This is a genomic window from Marinobacterium sediminicola (assembly GCF_022343685.1).
GTDB lineage: Bacteria > Pseudomonadota > Gammaproteobacteria > Pseudomonadales > Balneatricaceae > Marinobacterium > Marinobacterium sediminicola.
In genome coordinates, this window is the sequence record NZ_CP092123.1 from 979,803 (window position 1) to 999,036 (window position 19,234).

The 19,234-nt window shown below is 55.5% G+C and carries 14 protein-coding genes and 1 tRNA gene; 12 read left to right on the top strand and 3 right to left on the bottom strand.

All coding sequences use genetic code 11. The features are described from left to right. Window positions 1–58: 58 nt before the first annotated feature. From LN244_RS04615 to LN244_RS04670, 12 genes are all read left to right on the top strand, one after another. Window positions 59–754: a TRAP transporter small permease subunit gene (locus tag LN244_RS04615; protein ID WP_239041676.1), complete on the top strand. Its 696-nt coding sequence runs from the start codon at window positions 59–61 to the stop codon at window positions 752–754. Next, window positions 751–2,298: a TRAP transporter large permease gene (locus LN244_RS04620; protein ID WP_239041677.1), complete on the top strand. Its 1,548-nt coding sequence runs from the start codon at window positions 751–753 to the stop codon at window positions 2,296–2,298. The genes LN244_RS04615 and LN244_RS04620 overlap by 4 nt, the downstream gene beginning before the upstream one ends. Before the next feature lie 72 nt (window positions 2,299–2,370). Then, the gene (locus LN244_RS04625) at window positions 2,371–4,560 is read left to right on the top strand and encodes a malate synthase G (RefSeq protein WP_239041678.1); all 2,190 of its coding nucleotides are present in this window, start codon (window positions 2,371–2,373) and stop codon (window positions 4,558–4,560) included. A 43-nt stretch (window positions 4,561–4,603) separates the two neighbouring features. Continuing rightward, window positions 4,604–5,029, top strand: coding sequence for a GlcG/HbpS family heme-binding protein (locus LN244_RS04630; protein ID WP_239041679.1), 426 nt, complete (start codon window positions 4,604–4,606; stop codon window positions 5,027–5,029). 24 nt (window positions 5,030–5,053) lie between these two features. Continuing rightward, window positions 5,054–6,562, top strand: a complete 1,509-nt coding sequence (locus tag LN244_RS04635) for an FAD-linked oxidase C-terminal domain-containing protein (protein ID WP_239041680.1) — start codon at window positions 5,054–5,056, stop codon at window positions 6,560–6,562. Next, a complete protein-coding gene (gene glcE / locus LN244_RS04640) occupies window positions 6,555–7,619 on the top strand; it encodes a glycolate oxidase subunit GlcE (protein ID WP_239041681.1) in 1,065 nt (354 codons plus the stop codon). The genes LN244_RS04635 and glcE overlap by 8 nt, the downstream gene beginning before the upstream one ends. An 11-nt stretch (window positions 7,620–7,630) precedes the next feature. Then, entirely contained in the window at window positions 7,631–8,845 is a 1,215-nt protein-coding gene (gene glcF / locus LN244_RS04645) for a glycolate oxidase subunit GlcF (RefSeq protein WP_239041682.1), read from the top strand. A 74-nt stretch (window positions 8,846–8,919) separates the two neighbouring features. Further along, complete coding sequence (locus LN244_RS04650; RefSeq protein ID WP_239041683.1) at window positions 8,920–9,252, top strand: 4a-hydroxytetrahydrobiopterin dehydratase; 333 nt, start codon at window positions 8,920–8,922, stop codon at window positions 9,250–9,252. Window positions 9,253–9,401: 149 nt separating this feature from the next. Next, window positions 9,402–10,649 (top strand): OmpP1/FadL family transporter, encoded by a 1,248-nt coding sequence (locus tag LN244_RS04655; protein WP_239041684.1) that lies wholly within the window; start codon window positions 9,402–9,404, stop codon window positions 10,647–10,649. A gap of 1,361 nt (window positions 10,650–12,010) precedes the next feature. After that, entirely contained in the window at window positions 12,011–12,991 is a 981-nt protein-coding gene (locus tag LN244_RS04660; RefSeq protein ID WP_239041685.1) for an autotransporter outer membrane beta-barrel domain-containing protein, read from the top strand. A gap of 222 nt (window positions 12,992–13,213) precedes the next feature. Continuing rightward, window positions 13,214–14,164 (top strand): IS110 family RNA-guided transposase, encoded by a 951-nt coding sequence (locus LN244_RS04665; protein WP_239040020.1) that lies wholly within the window; start codon window positions 13,214–13,216, stop codon window positions 14,162–14,164. 43 nt (window positions 14,165–14,207) lie between these two features. Beyond that, complete coding sequence (locus LN244_RS04670) at window positions 14,208–15,104, top strand: alpha/beta hydrolase (protein ID WP_239041686.1); 897 nt, start codon at window positions 14,208–14,210, stop codon at window positions 15,102–15,104. 125 nt (window positions 15,105–15,229) lie between these two features. Here LN244_RS04670 and ltrA read toward each other — a convergent pair whose 3' ends face one another. The 3 genes from ltrA to LN244_RS04685 all read right to left on the bottom strand — a co-directional run bounded on the left by ltrA (window position 15,230) and on the right by LN244_RS04685 (window position 19,207). Next, window positions 15,230–16,873, bottom strand: a complete 1,644-nt coding sequence (ltrA, locus tag LN244_RS04675) for a group II intron reverse transcriptase/maturase (protein WP_239041687.1) — start codon at window positions 16,871–16,873, stop codon at window positions 15,230–15,232. A 24-nt stretch (window positions 16,874–16,897) separates the two neighbouring features. Beyond that, window positions 16,898–16,971: transfer RNA gene (locus tag LN244_RS04680), tRNA-Gly, on the bottom strand. 841 nt (window positions 16,972–17,812) lie between these two features. Next, window positions 17,813–19,207 carry a mannose-1-phosphate guanylyltransferase/mannose-6-phosphate isomerase gene (locus LN244_RS04685; protein ID WP_239041688.1) on the bottom strand — a complete coding sequence of 465 codons (1,395 nt, stop codon included), beginning with the start codon at window positions 19,205–19,207 and terminating at the stop codon, window positions 17,813–17,815. Between the last annotated feature and the right edge of the window lie 27 nt (window positions 19,208–19,234).

The window sequence follows — 19,234 nt, forward strand, 5'->3', positions numbered from 1 at the left end:
GAAGATGAAACCGACATGGGGGAGGGCACTCCCCCGCAGTGTGATGAGGTAGTCAATCATGTCTGATTTGGAAGGTTTTGGCTTTGTTCTGCCCCACTGGCTCTACTGGGGTTGGCTGGCAGTGATGCCACTGGTTCTAATGGCACTCAGCAGAAGTACAAAAGCGGATGAGGCCGAAGAGCCGCACCCTGTGATGGGGGAGCTGCAAGCCGACGAGGATCCGGTGATTCGTTTGCACTTCGAAGGCAATGCTTTCACTCGGGTCGTGGACTGGATCAGTGAAAAGTCGGGAGTGTTTGTCGCTTTCTGGACCGTGAATGCCGTGTGCTTCTACTTCTATGAAGTGGTCATGCGTTACTTCTTCAATATGCCGACCATCTGGGTCCACGAGGCCAGTTTCCTGCTGCTGGGGATGCAGTACCTGTTGGCGGGGGCCTATGCCTTGCTGCATGGCGCGCACGTGCGCGTGGATGTGATGTACAACCTGCTGCCGGAACGGGGCCGAGTGGGCATGGATATCTTTACGTCGATGTTCTTTTTTATTTTCGCCATGGCGCTGGCCGGGACGTCCTGGACCTTCTTCAACGACGCCTATCAGATGGGTGAAACGACAGTTGAAACCTGGGGAATTCAGTACTGGCCGGTGAAAGGAATGATGCTGCTGGGCTCGGTGCTGATCCTGCTGGCGGGTATTTCGCGACTCATCAAGGATATCGTGCTCTTTGTGCGCATGGGACGGGAGGCTGCTAAATGAACGCTCAATCCGCAGAAACGACCCGTGCTCGTGGGCACAATCCCGTGGTCGGCAAGCTGGGAACCTGGCTTATGATCGTCGCCACCATCGGGCTGGGCTTCGTCATCCTGGTTGAAACCATCAACACCCTGTTCTATGACCCCTACGGAGACGAATACTTCCTGTTTCGATTGGCGGGTGTGCTGGAAAACGTCGCCATTGGTCCGCTGACCTATCTGATGTTCGGCTCCCTTCTAGTGGCCCTGATGATGGGGTTGCCGCTGGCGTTCGTGACCGGTGGTCTGGGCGTTATGTTCATCTACCTGGTGGGTGACGCCAACATGCTCAATATCATCCCGGGACGTATTTTCCCGATGATGACCAACTCGGATTTGGCGGCTATTCCACTGTTCATCTTCATGGCATCGATGCTGGAGCGCGCAGGCCTGATAGAGGAGATGTTCAATGTGGTCTACAAATGGATGGGCGGCCTCAGTGGTGGTCTGGCAACGGCGACCATCATTGCCTCCACGATCCTTGCTGCCATGGTCGGAGTCATTGGTGCGGCAGTCGTGACCATGGGAATTATTGCTCTGCCGGCCATGCTCAAGCGCAATTACGATCACCAGATTGCATTGGGGTCGATCATGGCGGGCGGCACCCTGGGGATTCTGATTCCGCCCTCCATTCTGGCCATCCTTTACGCTGTTGTGGCCCAGCAATCAGTGGGGGAACTGTATCTTGGGGCCGTGGTGCCGGGATTGCTGCTCTCCGGCATGTATATCGCCTATGTATTGGTCCGCACCATGCTCAACCCGAAGCTGGGGCCGCCTGTGCCGGTGGAGGAGCGCATCTCCTTCTCGCAGAAACTGATGCTGCTGAAAGACCTGATTGCTCCGATCATTCTGGTGATGCTGGTGCTTGGGCTACTGTTCGGCGGTGTCGCTACGCCGGTTGAAGCGGCAGGCATAGGCTCCTTCGGTGCGATGCTGGTGGCCTGGAAACATGGATCCTTCTCGGTGCAGACGCTGCGCGAGGCTTCGATCACCACTGCCAAGGCTTCTGCGATGGTGCTCTGGATCATGTTCGGTGCCTCGGTCTTCGTCGGTTTCTACATCCTGCAGGGTGGCCAGAGCTTTATCACCGAGACCATTCTGGGCACAGGCCTGTCCCCCTATGGCATCCTGTTCCTGTTGATGGTGTTGCTGGTCATTCTGGGCATGTTCCTCGACTGGGTAGGCATTCTGTTGCTGGCAGTGCCGATCTTTATCCCGATCGTGCAGGCACTCGAGTTTGATGGGCTGTTTGGGCTCCCGGCAGTGCCGGGGGAGGATGTGGTGCTCTGGTTCGGCGTGCTCTATCTGGTGAACATGCAGATGTCCTTCCTGAGTCCGCCTTTCGGCTACGCACTCTTCTACATCCGTGGCGTTTGTCCGCCGGAAATTTCCATGGGAACCATTTTCCGTTCTTCACTGGTCTTCCTGGCGTTGCAGGCTGTTGGACTAATGCTTTGCATCCTGTTCCCGGGACTGATCACCTGGCTGCCCAATCTGGTGTACGGCTGATGAATTGAATGTCCCGTCGCGGGGCTGTCGCCCCGCCAGACCCAAAACAATAATCAGAAAAGAGATCTGGATATGAATAATCGAGTCCAGGCGGGTGGCCTGCAGGTCGACTCGGCCCTTTATAGCCTTGTTAAAGATGAAATAGCCCCCGGAACAGGAATTGATCCCGTCGAATTCTGGCGAGCGTTTGAGCAGATATTGAACGACCTCGGTCCAGAAAACCGGGCTCTTCTGCTGAAACGGGATCGTCTTCAGGCTGAAATCGATGCCTGGCACAAGGCGCACAAGAACACCGCTTTCAATGTTAACGAATACATGCAGTTCCTGAGGGATATTGGCTATCTGGTTCCGGAGGGGGAGCCTTTCCGGATCGGTACCGAAAACGTGGATGACGAAATTGCCCGAGTGGCGGGTCCTCAGCTGGTAGTGCCCTGCAGCAACGCGCGCTTCGCCCTGAATGCCGCCAATGCGCGCTGGGGAAGTCTCTATGATGCGCTGTACGGTACCGATGTCATTGATGAAGCTGACGGCTGTGAAAAGGGCAGCCAGTTCAACCCGGAACGGGGACGCCGGGTGATCGCCTGGGCATCCGCGTTTCTGGATACCGTGGCGCCACTGGCGCAGGGGGCTCACGCCGATGTGACTGAGTACCGGGTGCAGAAGGGACAGGGCAAAGCGATCAGCCTGAGCGTGCAATTGGCGGATGGTACCCTGACAGGACTCCAGCACCCGGACCGTTTCGTCGGCTATCACGAGGAGGGTGCAACCTGCGGCGTGCTGTTGCGCAATAACGGTCTGCATGTGGAGCTGCAAATTGACCCTCAGCACCCGATAGGGCAGTTGTCCCCGGCTGGCGTACGCGATGTGCTGATGGAATCGGCGATGAGCACCATTATCGATTGCGAGGACTCGGTGGCGGCCGTCGATGCCGAAGACAAGGTCGGGGTCTACCGCAACTGGCTGGGGCTGATGCGTGGCACGCTGGAAGATAGCTTCGTCAAGGGGGGGCGGGAACTGACCCGACGCCTGCATGCAGACCGCACCTACACGGCTCCCGATGGCAGCAGTCTGACCCTGCATGGCCGCAGTCTGCTGCTGGTGCGCAATGTGGGGCACCTGATGACAACGGATGCGGTGCTGGATGCACATGGCCAGGAGGTGCCGGAAGGGTTCCTGGATGCCATGGTCACCACTTTCTGTGCCCTTCATGATCTCAAGGGGCTCGGACGCTATTGCAACAGCCGCACCGGCAGCATCTATATCGTCAAACCGAAGATGCACGGGCCGGAAGAGTCGGCGCTGACTGACAAACTGTTTACCTGGGTGGAGCAGGCCTTGGGGTTGCCCGCCAATACCCTGAAAGTCGGGGTCATGGATGAAGAGCGACGCACCTCGGCTAACCTCAGGGAAACCATCCGTTCAGTGCGCAACCGCCTGATGTTCATCAACACCGGTTTCCTCGACCGCACGGGCGATGAGATCCATACCTGCATGGAAGCCGGTCCCGTGTTACCCAAGGAAACGATCAAGGCCCAGCCCTGGATTCAGGCGTATGAAGACCGCAACGTCGATATCGGACTGGCCTGTGGGTTGGAAGGTGTCGCCCAGATCGGCAAGGGCATGTGGCCGATGCCGGACGAGATGAAAAAGATGATGAGTGCCAAGCTGGCACATCCCCGTGCCGGAGCCAACTGTGCCTGGGTGCCTTCACCTACGGCGGCCACTTTGCACGCGACTCACTACCATCAGATCAGTGTACAGGCTCGCCAGAAGGAGCTGATGACGCGTCAGCTGGCACCGCTGGAATTGCTGCTGACCCCGCCGTTACTGGGGGATACCGCTTTGAGCCCCGAACAGATCCAGGCAGAGTTGGACAACAACGTGCAGGGGATTCTGGGGTATGTGGTGCGGTGGGTCGGACAGGGCATTGGCTGCTCGAAAGTGCCTGATATCCACAATGTCGGTCTGATGGAGGACCGTGCCACACTGCGTATCTCCAGCCAGCATCTGGCCAACTGGCTGCAACACGGGATCTGTACCGACGATCAGGTGATGGAAACGCTGAAACGGATGGCCGAGGTGGTGGACCGACAGAATGCGGGGGATCCGGCCTATACCAATATGGCGTCTGACTTCGATGCCAGTATTCCGTTCCAGGCCGCCTGCGACCTGATCTTCAAGGGGTGTGAGCAGCCCAACGGTTATACGGAGCCCCTGCTGCACCATCACCGTCGTATGCTGAAACAGGCGGCGGGGCGATGAGCCCCGTCGTATTGCTGAATCCATTATTGAAGGTATCCAGAGCATGTTAACCGTCAATCGATTGGACCAGCAGGATGCCCGCCTGCTGATCGAAGGTGCCCGGCAGAAGGCTGATGAAATCGGGGTGCCCATGTGCATCGCGATCGTGGATGAATCCGGTAATCTCGTTGCATTCGAACGCATGGATGGCGGCAAGATTACCAGCGTCACCATCGCCCAGGACAAGGCATTCACCGCCGCAGCGGCGCGCAAGGCGACCCATGAGTACAACGAAAAGTGTGTGCCGGGCAGTCTGGTGTTCGGCATTCATACGGCAATGGGAGGACGACTCTGTGTGGTGGGTGGCGGCCTGCCTGTCAGTGTCGAGGGTGAGGTGGTCGGCGGTATCGGATTGAGCTCAGGAACGCCGGATCAGGATATGGTCTGTGCCCAGGCCGGTATCGATCATTTCCTCACGATCAGAGGCTAGCCTGAACCGACACGGAGAATGCGTATGACTCAGGTAAACAGTGCCGGACGCGAGGCGCGACGACGCGACCTGGTAGAGCGTTTTCGGGCGTTCATCGAGCCCGAGTATGTGATCAGTGATGACGAAACCCTGCGTCCCTATGAGTGCGATGGCCTGTCGATGTACTGCGAGATGCCTTTGCTGGTCGTGCTGCCGGGGACCGTCGAACAGGCACAACAGGTCTTGAAAATCTGTCATCAGCAGGCGATCCCGGTGGTGGCTCGAGGAGCGGGCACCGGGTTGTGCGCGGGTGCCATGCCGCATGCAGAGGGTGTCGTGCTGTCGATGGCGCGTTTTGACCGGATTCTCGAGATTGATGCCCCGTCACGATCGGCTCGGGTGCAGCCCGGGGTACGCAATCTGGCGATCAGTGAGGCGGCGGCCGAGTTCGGTCTTTACTACGGGCCCGATCCCTCGTCACAGATCGCCTGCACCATCGGCGGTAACGTGGCGGAAAACTCGGGCGGCGTGCATTGCCTCAAGTACGGCTTGACGGTGCATAACCTGCTCAGCATCGATCTTTTGACGGTAGAAGGCGAAAAGCTGACGTTGGGCAGTCAGGGGCTCGATAGCTGCGGTATGGACTTGATGGCGTTGATGACCGGCTCCGAGGGGTTGTTGGGCATCGTCACTGAGGTGCGGGTCAAACTGTTGCCGAAGCCGGAGGTGGCACAGGTGGTGATGGCCGGATTTGATTCCGTGCAGACCGCCGGTGATGCAGTGGGACGGATTATCGCCGAAGGGATTATCCCGGGTGGTCTGGAAATGATGGACAGTCATGCCATTGTCGCTGCCGAAGCCTTTGCTCAGGCTGGCTACCCGGTGGAAGCCGAAGCGCTGTTGCTGTGTGAAGTGGACGGTACCGAAGAGGAAGTTCACGAACATATTGAGGCAGTGGAAAACCTGTTTCGCAGCCTCGGCGCTACCTCGGTGAGGACGTCTCATTCCGAGGAGGAGCGGGCGCGGTTGTGGAAGGGACGCAAGTCGGCCTTTCCGGCCGTGGGCCGAATATCGCCCGATTATTACTGCATGGATGGCACCATTCCCCGAGGTCAGCTGGCGCATGTGCTGACCGAAATGCAGAAAATGTCTCAGCAATATGGTCTGCGTGTGGCCAATGTTTTCCATGCCGGTGACGGCAATCTGCATCCGTTGATTCTGTTTGATGCCAATACCCCGGGCGAATTTGAGAAAACGGAAGAGTTTGGCGGCCGGATTCTGGAACTTTGTGTGGAAGTCGGCGGTTGTATTACCGGTGAGCACGGGGTCGGTATTGAGAAAATTCGACAGATGCCGGTGCAGTTCAATGAGCAGGAGATTGCCCAGTTCCATCGCATCAAGGAAGCGTTCGATCCTCCGGGAACGCTGAATCCGGGCAAGGGTATTCCGACCTTGCGCCAGTGTCAGGAATACCGGTCGCTCAACCCCAGGCTGGAACCCAATAGTTCGGTTGCGGCTCAGGCCCATTCTCATCTGGAGGAAGGACATGGCTGATCTGAGTGAACAATTGCAGCAACAGGTGCTCGCTGCTCGAGCAGACCGCCGCCCTCTATCGATTGTGGGGGGCGATACCAAAGCTTTCATGGGCAGGTCCACGCATGTGGAGTGTGAACGCCTGGTGTTGTCGGGGCACAGCGGAATTCTGACCTATCACCCGGTTGAGCTGGTGTTGACGGCGCGGGCAGGTACCCCTCTGACTGAACTGGAGGCGGCGCTGGCCGAGCAGAACCAGATGTTGTCGTTCGAGCCGCCCCGGCTGGGGCCAGCGGCGACCATCGGGGGCACTCTGGCTTGTAACCAGTCCGGGCCCGGTCGTCCCTGGTGGGGCTCGGTGCGGGATCAGGTGCTGGGCATCCGCATGATCAACGGGTTGGGGGAGCACCTGCGTTTTGGTGGTCAGGTGATGAAAAACGTGGCCGGTTATGACGTATCCCGGCTACAGGCGGGCGCCATGGGGACGCTTGGGGTGATTACGGAAGTCAGTCTCAAGGTACTGCCCAAACCGGCCGCGAGCCGCACGCTCAAGCTGGCCGTGGGGCCTGAAGAGGCGATCGAAATCATGAATCGTCGCGCACTGGAGTCCCGGCCCCTGACCGCGGCCTGCTGGTATCAGGGCAACCTCTACCTGCGGCTCAGCGGAGCGCATTCGGCAGTGGAGGCAACTCTGTTGCGCTGGAACGGCGAAGTTGACGAGGCCGGAGATCGGTTCTGGCAGCAGCTACGCGATCAGCAGCTGGCGCTGTTCGACGACGACCAGCCCCTGTGGCGTTTTTCGGTTAACCCCTGTGCACCTCTGGCTGATCTGGATGGCGAATGGCTGCTGGACTGGGGCGGGGCTCAACGCTGGTATCGGGGGGATGCCGATCAGGCTCGCATGGAGGCGATCGCAGCGGCGGCGGGGGGGCAGGTCAGCCGCTATCGTGGTGGTGATCGTCAGCAGGAGGTGATGCACGCCTTGTCACCTGCCATGCAACAGCTGCAGCAGCGGCTGAAGCGGGCATTTGACCCTGACCATCTGTTCAATCCCGGACGTGTCTATAGCTGGATGTAAGCAGGCCTAACATGAAGACAGATCTGATCGAACATTACCGGGTTCGGCCCGAAGGGCAGGAAGCAGAAGCCATACTGCGAACCTGTGTCCATTGCGGCTTCTGTACCGCCACCTGTCCGACCTATCAGGAACTGAGTGATGAGCGTGATGGCCCCCGCGGACGCATTTACCTGATCAAGCAACTGCTGGAAACCGGCGAAGTCACCGACAAGACGCGCACCCATCTGGATCGTTGCTTGACCTGTCGCAGCTGTGAAACCACCTGTCCCTCAGGCGTCCAGTATGGCCGACTGATCGATATCGGCCGTGGGCTGGTTGAGGAGAAGCTGGATCGTCCTGCCGGCGAGAAATGGAAGCGATGGGCGATCCGCAAGGTTTTGCCCTTTCCGGGTCGGTTTGCACCACTGCTGAAGTTGGGACAATGGGCTCGGCCCTTGCTGCCGGAGGCCTTGAGACGCAAGGTGCCTGAACATAAGCCTGCATCCCCTTGGCCGGCAAAGCGGCACGCGCGAGTGATGCTGGCACTGGCCGGTTGTGCCCAATCGGTGTCAACCCCCAACACCAATGCGGCAGCGGCACGGGTATTGGACCGGCTGGGAATTACCCTGGTGGAAGCACCCGAGGCCGGTTGTTGTGGTGCCATCAGCTATCACCTGTCGGCGCATGAGGAAGGACTGGATTTCATGCGCCGCAATATTGATGCCTGGTGGCCGGCGGTTGAGTCAGGTTGCGAAGCGATTGTGATGACCGCCTCCGGCTGTGGGGCCATGGTTAAGGAGTATGGTCATTTGCTCAGGCATGATGCCGAATACGCCGACAAGGCGCAGCGAATCAGTGAGCTGTCCAAGGACCTGAGTGAAGTGTTGCTGCAAGAGAATCTTGGTCTGCTTAAACCGACCATCGACGAAGGTAAAGTTGCGGTGCATTGTCCCTGTACGCTTCAGCATGCGCTGAAACAGGGCGGGACGGTAGAAAAAATACTTGCGGAAGCAGGGTTCAAGCTGGCGAAAACCCGAGAGGGTCATCTGTGCTGTGGTTCGGCGGGGACCTATTCCATTCTTCAGCCGGACATGAGCCAGCGATTGTTGAATAACAAGTTGAACGCACTGACGGGTGATAACCCCGAGCGCATCGTAACGGCCAACGTCGGTTGCCAGCTGCACCTGGGATCTAAAGCAAGGGTTCCCGTTCAGCACTGGATTGAACTGTTGGATGCCGGAGAGTGATACACATCCAGTGGCCCCCGGCCTGATCGAAGCGGCTAGACTGAAAGTGATCGACCCGGATAAGGAGAATGAAGATGTCTTTGGCAGACAAGCGTTGCGTACCGTGCAGGGGGGGTGTGCCGACCCTGTCACGGGAAGAGATTGCACCCTATCTGGAGCAAGTGGAAAACTGGCAGCTGTCAGAAAATGCTAGCCGCATCCGGCGTGAATTCAGCTTTCCCGATTTCAACACGGCCTTGACCTTTGTGAACCACGTAGGGCGTTTGGCAGAGGAGATGGGGCATCATCCGGAAATCTGTTTCGGCTGGGGCTACGCCAGTGTCGAGATCTGGACCCACAAGATTGGCGGGCTGCACGAGAATGATTTTGTTTTGGCGGCAAAGATCGACCGCTTGCCGGAGGTTTGACGTCAGCGCTGCAGTGGAGGCATATAAGCAGTTGCTGGTTTGGAGGTGTCTTAATTAGATATACCTTAATAACAAAACAATATTTATTTTTTATAACCTAATTGAATAAAATGCGCGTGTCTTAATAACCAAGATCCAAGGAGATCGAGATGACACCCGCGCTGCGTTCCACCCTGGTTTTGACCCTTGCCTCCCTGCCGCTGACCGCTCTGGCGACCAACGGCTATTTCATGCATGGCAGCAGCGTCAAGGCACAGGGCATGGCGGGTGTCAGCCTGGCATTGGCCCATGACAGCATCAAGTCTGCCAGCAACCCGGCGTCCCTGATCGCGTTGGGCAGCCAGTATGATGCGGGTCTCACCTTTTTTGATCCCAAGCGCAGTGCCGACATCAACGGTAGCGGGTTCGGGTTAGATGGTCACTATGACGGCAATGCGGACGGTCCCTTCTGGATCCCCGAAGCCGGCTTCGCCCGTCGCCATTCGGATCGCCTGGCTTATGGTGTCGCTCTGTATGCCAATGGCGGCATGAACACCTCTTACACCAATAACCCCTTTGCCAACTTCGGCTCCAGTGGTGCTGCCGGGGTTGATCTGAGCCAGATGTTCGTCACCGGCTCACTGGCCTATAAGCTGAGTGAACGTCACAGCATCGGTGCCGGTGTAACCTACGTATACCAGCGCTTTTCCGCTGAAGGGCTGCAGGCGTTTGATAACCCCATCTGGAGTGCGTCCCCGGGTTCCGTAACCAATAACGGCTATGACAGTGCCGATGGTTGGGGGATCAAACTGGGCTGGCAGGGCCAGGTGACGGATACGCTGACACTGGGTGTCAGCTGGTCATCGCGCATCGAGACTGACCGCTTCGACAAGTACAGCGGTCTGTTTGCCGAGCAGGGCGGCTTTGATGTACCGGAAAGTTACGGTATCGGCTTTGCCTGGCAGGTGAACCCACGCTGGACTTTGGCCGGTGACTGGGAGCGTATTGAGTACAGCAAGATCAAGTCTGTCGGCAATCCCCTGGCCTTTGATGCACCTCTGGGAGCTGCGGAAGGTGCCGGTTTCGGTTGGCAGGATATTGATGTCTTCAAGCTGGGCGTGATCTACGCCGCCAGCCCGCAACTGACCCTGCGTGCCGGCATCAGTCACAGCGACCAGCCGATCCCGGCAAGCCAGACCTTCCTCAATATTCTGGCACCCGGTGTGATTCAGAACCACGCCAGTATCGGTGCCAGCTGGCAGCTGAGTCCTGAGCAGTCGATCAGCTTCTCATACACCCGTGCACTGGAGGAAAAGGTCAGTGGACAGAGTTCAATTCCGGGTGCTCTGGGCGGTGGCGAAGCCAATTTGGAAATGAGCCAGAACATTCTGGGTGTGGCCTGGCAATATCGTTATTGATATGACTGACAGGAAAGCATCAAGAGACAACCAGAAAGGACCAATACCGCCTCGTTGAGAGCGGGCAGGGCATGCTAATGTCAGCAGCCAGTTGGTAGGATGAAGGCCATGAGCAGTGCTCATGGCCTTTTTTATTCATGGAACGACGGAAATGCAACGATTAGTGAGACGCTGGAGTTTCGTTTTGTAAGACAGACTTCAGATGATATCTGACTTACGTTTTGACAATAATTATCCAGGACAGCATCGGTTAAGAACGCCGTACACGCCTTGGTGGGTGGTTATTGATATCTGTCAACAGGGATGTCAGGAAATGTCAGCTTTTGGTGTCAATAGATTGATACACTTCAGCGTTGATCCGCCAGTCGTCAAGTGCCAGTCATTTGCCATACCTTTGTAGTCTGGTATCGATGATTTATGGCTTCATTAGGATAGTGATCTTAATAAAATTACACCTCTTCAAATAGGATAAGACGATGTTGTTCCGTAAGAAACTTTCTAGCGTAATACCAGTGATGATTCTGGGGCTTGGTGGCTTGCATCTGCCATCAGCTAATGCGGATGTTTACTTGATTAGTCAATCCCCATGGGGGAAGACGTACGATAAAGATGCAATGAATGTGGTTTTTGGAAGTGATGGCTGGAGTTTATATGATAATTATACTACCGCTGGCCTAAATGTTGATTCAATATTTTCAGCATCAACAGAATTTGTATATCTTCAGGGAAGTGATAGTTATGATACATCCTTGAATCATTTTATTAATCTTTACGAAGATTCGGTGTTAGATTGGGTTTCAAATGGGGGAAGCTTGCTGGTTGAGTCAGCAGGAACTAATGGTTCTGTTAGGCTTGGTGATGCTGAGCTGTTTCTTAATAGATGGCCAGAAAATACTACTGCTGCTGCTAGTGGACAGATAACAGATGTTGGTAAAACAGTTTTTACTGACTATGAAATAATCTATTATGAAAGAGCTGGCTATGATCTTTCTCACAATTATGTTGTGGCAGATGATGGTGTAGAGCTGATAATCTTCATCGAAGGAAATACTAACTATGATAACTCTGTAGTCCCTATAGTGGCCGGGTATAAATACGGAGATGGCTATATCATATACAGCAGTCTTACAGCAGATGAATGGCATACTCAAACGGACTATTCATCACTGGGTGATGATAGAAACAGTTGGCTACTTAATATTATTGGTGGTTTATGGAATTCAGATGTCCTTACACAGAAGTTGAATCCGTCCGTCTATAATGCAGCACTCAGCCAGGTCAATAGCCCCGCATACAACGCTGGCAAAGTCATTGATGCAACTCCCGAGCTGTTAGATCTGTTTGCTGGAATGAGCGGAAACATGGAAATGTCGGATGCGGCAACTCAAACCCTTCCGCTGTTGACCGGTGGTGGTTTCTTCGCGGCCCGTACCGCGCTTTACGGTATCAATGGTGCCGTGCTTGCACGTCAGAACGCCAACCTGGGCAAGTCTTCTGGCGATGTGATGTTGAGCGACAAGCATTTCTGGATCAAACCGTTCGGCACCTGGACCGAGCAGGATGATCGCAATGGCGTGTCTGGTTATGACGCCAACACCGGTGGTCTGGTCATCGGTCTGGACAGCGAGATCAACGACACAACCCGCCTGGGTGTGGCCTTCGCCTACGCCACCACCAACGTGGACGGCAACTCGTCAATTGCGCCGCACAATCTGGATATCGACAGCTATCAGTTGATCGGTTACGGCTCTCGCTCGCTGGATGAAAACACGGATCTGACCTTCCAGGTCGACTTCGGCCAGAACCAGAACGAAGGCAAGCGTCAGATCGCCTTCACCAGCAGCGTTGCGGACTCCGACTATGACAGCTACTCGGCCCATTTGGGCATGGGGATTGTCCGTGGCTACGCCATCAACGACACCAGCCGTGCAACGGCAACCCTTAAGGCTGACTACACCTGGATCAAGGATGAGTCCTACACCGAGACGGGTGCGGGCCTGCTGAACCTGGATGTGGACAGCAATACCACCGAAGCGCTGGTTGCGGGTGTTGAAGGTCAGCTGATTCATACCCTGAATCCGACCACCGACCTCACCGCCAAGCTGGGTGTGGGCTATGACCTGATCAATGAACAGGCCAGCATCACTTCCGCCTTTGCCGGCGCGCCGGGTGCACAGTTCATCACTAAGGGTATCGATCCCAATCCCTGGATCGGTAATGTCGGCCTGGGCCTGCTCCACACCACGGAGAGCGGTGCCGAAATCAGTGCTGACTACAACGCCGAATACCGCTCGGACTACCTGAGTCATACCGCTTCACTGAAGCTGCGTATGGCATTCTAATGTCATAAAGCGGTTGTATGGATAATTCCGTGTGTTTTCCGGGTAAATTGGGACCCACCCTCAACGGCCATTGAGGGCCTTCATGCAGCAGCTCGGTGTAGCGCCGGCTCCTCTTGCGAGAGACCGATAACAAGTGTGTAGCGCTGCATGACTCTTTAGCGATAACTCGAACAGTCATCGGGGCCCCGAGCCCGCATAGCAAGGCAGAGTCAGCTTATTACCATGAACACGGAAAGCCAAATCAGCATCAACGTCGGCGTAGACGTCGGCAAATCCAAACTCGATATCGTCCTGCATCCGCTGGACCTCCATTTTCAAATTCCGAACGACGAGGACAGCATTCTCAAGGTCGTTCACGTGCTGAAAAAGCGCAACATCGAACGCATCGTGGTCGAAGCCACAGGGCGCTATGAACACGCCTTCGTGTTTGCCTGCGACCAGGCGAATCTACCCATTGTCGTCGTCAACCCCATCAGTGTCAGACGTTATGCGCAGGCCATTGGGGTACTGGCCAAAACGGACAAGATTGACGCCGGTGTCATCGCTCGCTTCGCGGCCACCATACAGCCCGAGATCAAGCCGATTCCAGACAAACAATCCCGTCTTATTAAGGACTTGCTGATTCGACGCGGCCAGCTCCTTGAGATGCAGACGATGGAAAAAAACCGTCTCCAGATCCTACCCAAGGCGCTACACCGCTCCATCAAAACCTTGCTGCGCTCCTTACAAACTCAGATCAACACCATCACCAAACAGATCGATGAAGCGGTTATGCAGGTCAAGCACTGGCGTGTCAAAACCGAGATCCTGACCAGTGTACCCGGCGTTGGAAAAGTCCTCGCCTATACCCTGCTCAGCGAGCTGCCAGAACTCGGCAAACTCAACCGCAAAGAGATCGCTGCCCTGGTTGGTGTCGCCCCCATGAACCGCGAAAGCGGTACCTGGAATGGCAAGCGACGCATCCGGGGAGGTCGTCACCGTATCCGCACAGTCATGTTTATGGCGATGCTGTCATCAATCCAATGTAACCCTGTGTTCAAACGCTTCTACGAGCACCTGAAGGCGCAAGGTAAGCTGCCCAAAGTGGCCATCATTGCCTGCATGCGCAAGCTCATTGTCGTGCTCAATACCATGCTCAAAAACGAAGAGCTCTGGCGTCAAAAAACAGCCTGATTATTTATGCTGGACACCACAGTCACTTGTTAGGATGAAGGTCATGAGCAGTGCTCATGGCCTTTTTTATTCATGGAACGACGTTAATGTGATGATAAATGCAGCTGTTGAAAGCCGCTTTTGGCGATACCTGTTATGGGGAATAGCGGCTGTTATGCTTTCGGCCTGCACCAGTATTCCTTCCCCTGAAGAGCGCATAAGCCACGCAGCTCATTTGGCTGCTCAACACGGGTGGTCAAGGTTTGTTATACAGGCAGGTATTTTTGAGTTAACGGGGTATGCTCCGAACCATGCAAGAGGAAATGAGCAGCTTCGTATCTACATTGAGGGGGATGGACTTGCCTGGGTGAGTCGCAGCCGTCCTTCGTCCAATCCGACACCGGTAAATCCAATGGCATTGCAACTGGCACTGTCCGACCCCACAACTGAGGTCATATATCTGGCCAGACCTTGCCAATACACTCCAGGCATAGACTGTTCTTCTCGTTACTGGTTAGGAGAGCGTTTTTCTCCCGAGGTTATTCACTCTTACAACCTGGCGTTGGACGAACTCAAGCGGCGCCAGGGCGCCCAGTCGCTTACCTTAATCGGATATTCGGGAGGAGGAGCCATTGCTGCGCTGCTGGCGGCAAGGAGGCAGGATGTTGATGGGTTGGTGACTGTTGCCGGAAATCTGGATACCGAGTACTGGACTCGATACCATCGAATAACTCCATTACAGGGTTCGCTCAACCCCGCTGACGAAGTTCAAGTATTGAAGCATGTGCGCCAATGGCACTTCGTGGGTAGTGATGATCAGATTATCCCACCGACCATGGTGCAGCAGTTTGTTGACCGTTTCCCAGGTAGTATGAAACCCGGTTTTGAAATAGTTCCAGGTTACAGTCACCATTGCTGTTGGGATAAAAACTGGCCAGCACTTTTGAGAAATGTTCGATGAAACTGCTGGAGCGGGTGAAGGGAATCGAACCCTCGTCTTAAGTCGGGTAGGAAGATGACCTCACGGTCATCCTCCCCCCTAAGAACCGGACGTGCAAGTTTCCCTGCATCCGGCTCAAGCAGCCGTTAAGCCTGACCTTTCAGCCAAGCCGGCGGCCATGTCGTGCAGCCTCTAGCATGAACTTGTTTGTGGCAGTTCATGTGTAGAAGCACCAGATTTGCGTCTTCATCGCCTCCTCCGAGACTCTTCCAGACTTTATGGTGTATATCCCATGTGGTCTGTTGAGTGATCAGTTCTTGGCAAATCGGACATTTTCCCTTTTGGGCCAACCAAATGCGGTTTATCTTGGCTTTGGCCTGCTCGATCATGTTCCGTTTGACCCTGTTTTCGAAGTAAACCTCGTCGGCAGGATCATAGGGGTTGGCATCGGACCGGATCTTTAGGTGCCTGTTGCACCGGATCCGCGATAACCTGAACAGTTCGAGCCCTCGACTGACAAACACCCAATCCCGGCTTTTGATGCGCGACCAATATCGCCGCTTGATCCATCTTCGGCCTTTGTTTGGGTGTCTTCTTTGCGCCCAGCGCCAGAGCAGGTACCAGATTTTGTGGTCCACCTGGTTGAACGTACGTGTAGCACTGACGTGCTTGTGGTACATCCCCCAGCCCCTGATAACAGGGATCAGTTTAGAGATCAGTACATCTTGGGACGAAGCCCGATGAGTTCTGACCACATCTCTGACATTTGCGTAGAACCTTTTCTGGTTTTTCTGTGAGGGCGTCATACGCCATTTGCCTTTGAGCTTTCTGAACGTCCAACCCAGGAAATCAAACCCGTCATTGATATGGGTTATTTTGGTTTTCTGCTCTGACAACTCCAGTCCACGTTCAGCCAAGAAGTTACGGATCAGGCGCTTGGCCGTTTCCAAAGTCTCTGGATCGGTGGCTGTGACGACAAAGTCATCGGCATAGCGAATGAAATTTACTTTCCGGCGTCTCGGGAAATGCTTCTTGAGCATTCCTTCCATACCGTCCAGTGCCAGGTTTGCCAACACGGGTGAGATAATTCCTCCCTGTGGCGTTCCCGAGTCAGTTGGGAAAAGTTTACGCAGTTCGACAAAACCAGCTTTGAGCCATTGCTTCAGCACGGGCCGCTCCAACGGCACATGATTCAGCAACCACTCGTGACTGATGTTATCGAAGCATCCTTTAATATCACCTTCCAGAATCCACTGTGGGGAGTTTTGACGAGATAGTGCATTGCAGCACTGTGCCATCGCATCCTGAGTGGATCTATGTGGGCGAAACCCATAGGAATTTCCATCCCCCGTTGTTTCCGATACGGGCTCTAGCGCCAGCAGGTATAGAGCCTGCATAGCACGATCACCCATAGTTGGAATACCGAGTGGCCGTTTACCGCCATTGGCTTTAGGGATATGGATTCTGCGTAGGGGCTTGGCTTTGTAGTCTCTTGTTGAGAGGTTACTTAGCGCAAGCATTTTGGCTTTAGGCGTGGACCACACAACCCCATCAATACCAGGGGTCTTGCTGCCTCTATTTTCGGTTACTCGTTTGATGGCTAACGCCTTCGCACTCGTTGACCGTGTCAAAAGGCGTTGGAGCTGTTTGACCTTACGCCAGTTGCACTCCATGGTCGCCTTTGCTATTCGGACTTGCAATCTCCTGACCCGAATGATGACAGATCGCCACTCCGTAGAGTGCCATTCTGACCACTGGGGGGAGACGACATCACGATTACTCGCGTCCATATCTGCCTCCACTTATTTAGGAAGTGGAGCGGGCGAGGGGAATCGAACCCCCGTACCTTGGTTGGGAACCAAGTGCTCTACCATTGAGCTACGCCCGCTCATGGGAATACCCATGAAGGCAAACATTTCACCCAAATGGGCGTCATGATTGCCCATTTGGGTTCTTTGATTTGCAGAGTCTGTCTAGCAACAGACCACCAAGCGGAAGTCAGCACCCTTTCAGGTTGGGGCAATCATTGCATCCCCTATCCGCACCATTACAGCACGGCATTCGCTTTTTCCGCCATCCTTTAACCGCTACCACTTCGCAGCCCCTTGCGGTTCGCTAGTCTCAAGGACATGGTATCGGTCTTACCCTGTTCCGTGTAAGTAACACGGGCTGAGAGGGTTCCATCTTAACGCCGGTGGTTATTTTGCCAACGTAGAGCAACCAAGCAGTGCTCTAACCAACCACTCCCCAGAGGGGATGGGCCACTTATCCGCGTAAGCCCATTCAGCTTGACGACGCTTCGATAATGGTTCGCTTGCGCTAACCCTTCAGCTCAACCTAGCATCTCACCTGCTTGCGGAAGCAAGATCCTGCTTTGGCCCTCACGGACCTTAGCAGACCCGTGAGGGTGATTACATTGTCAGAGCGCTTAGTACCCGGCAGTTACCCGCCACGCACCGCTCCTAGGTTACGGATGGTCGGACATCCGGTCCTCTACGGGTACAAGACCCGCCGGACAATTACTTACACGGCTTACACCGTGGAAAGGACTCAGCACGAAGGTTGAGACCACATTTGGATTGCTATTTTCCTCACGCTAACAATGCGTGGTGAGGAGGCTAGCTACCTCCACGACTCTCAGGTCGCACGCTTGGGAAGCTTCTGCTCTACCATTGAGCTACACCCGCGAAGGACCCCAGACTACCACGATCAGGGCTGAGGTACAGCCTTTACGTTCGGCCGTACCGATCCTCGAAGCGCTCGATATCCTCTTCATCCAGACGTTCACCGGACTGCACTTCCAGAATCAGCAGTTCCTGATCGGTGGCGTTTTGCAGCCGATGCCGTTCGCCGCGAGCGATAAAGGTGGACGCGTTAGCCCCCAGATCGAAACACTGATCGCTCCGTGTGATCCTGGCGGTGCCGGACAGCACGATCCAATGCTCGGTACGATGCTCATGACGTTGCAGGGATAGAGACTCGCCCGGTTTGATGTGCAGGATCTTGACCTTGAACCCCAGCCCTTCCGACAGCACTTCGTGCCAGCCCCAGGGGCGATAAACACGTGGATGCAGTCGCAACTCACGTCGCTGCTGATCATTGAGTCGCTGCAGCAGCGGGGCAAGACGGTCCATATGATCACGGTTGGCCAGTAACAGAGCATCCGGTGTATCCACTACAAGTAGCCGGTCAAGGCCGACCCCGGCGATCAATCTCTTGTCACCAAATACCAGCGTATCTGCACAGCCTTCCAGCAGGGTGTCACCCAGCTTTAAGCAGCCACGCTCATCAGACTGATGATCGTGAAGTTTGGCCAGTGCTTCCCAGCTGCCCAGGTCCTGCCAGTCGGCATCAAGGCGGGTGCAGTGGCGATGGGATTCGTGTTCCAGAACGGCGTAGTCAATGGAGATCGACGGTGACTGCCGAAATGCATCAGGTTGAACACGAATGAAATCAAGATCGCGCTGTTTCTGTTGCCAGGCACGGCGGCAGGCGTCGTGCAATGCAGGCTGGCACTGCTGCACAGCGTTCAGCCAACGGTCAGCGCGACACAGCAGCAACCCGGAGTTCCACAGGGCTCCTGCGCTGATCAGCTCGGCAGCAGTGTCCACATCCGGTTTTTCCACAAAGCGTTCCACCCGACCATCTGTTTGCGCCAGTATATAACCGTAGCCGGTTTCCGGACGGCAGGGGGGGAGGCCAAAGACGCAGAAAGCGCCTTCATGTGCGGCGCTCGTAGCGCTATCAACCGCTTTGGCAAGCGCTTCAATCGGCCTGATACGCTGGTCAGCCGGGAGGACCAGCAGCAATTCATCCGCCGCACCGTTTTCGGTGCAGGCCAACGCGGCAAGCGTGAGCGACGCGGCGGTGTTGCGACCTTCCGGCTCCAGAATGATTTGGCCTTCAAGACCGCTTTCCTGCAGTTGTTGGGCAAGCAGAAAACGGTGCTCATCCTGGCCAATCAGTAGCGCAGGCCGATGGCACAGTTGGGCGGCTCTTTGCAGACACTGTTGCAGCAGCGATGCCTGGCTCCCGTCCAGAGTCAGAAACTGTTTCGGATAGTGCTGGCGCGAAAGGGGCCAGAGGCGACTGCCGGTTCCACCGGCCAGAATGACGGCTTGCATTACGAGGCTCGTATCTGAATTACAAAA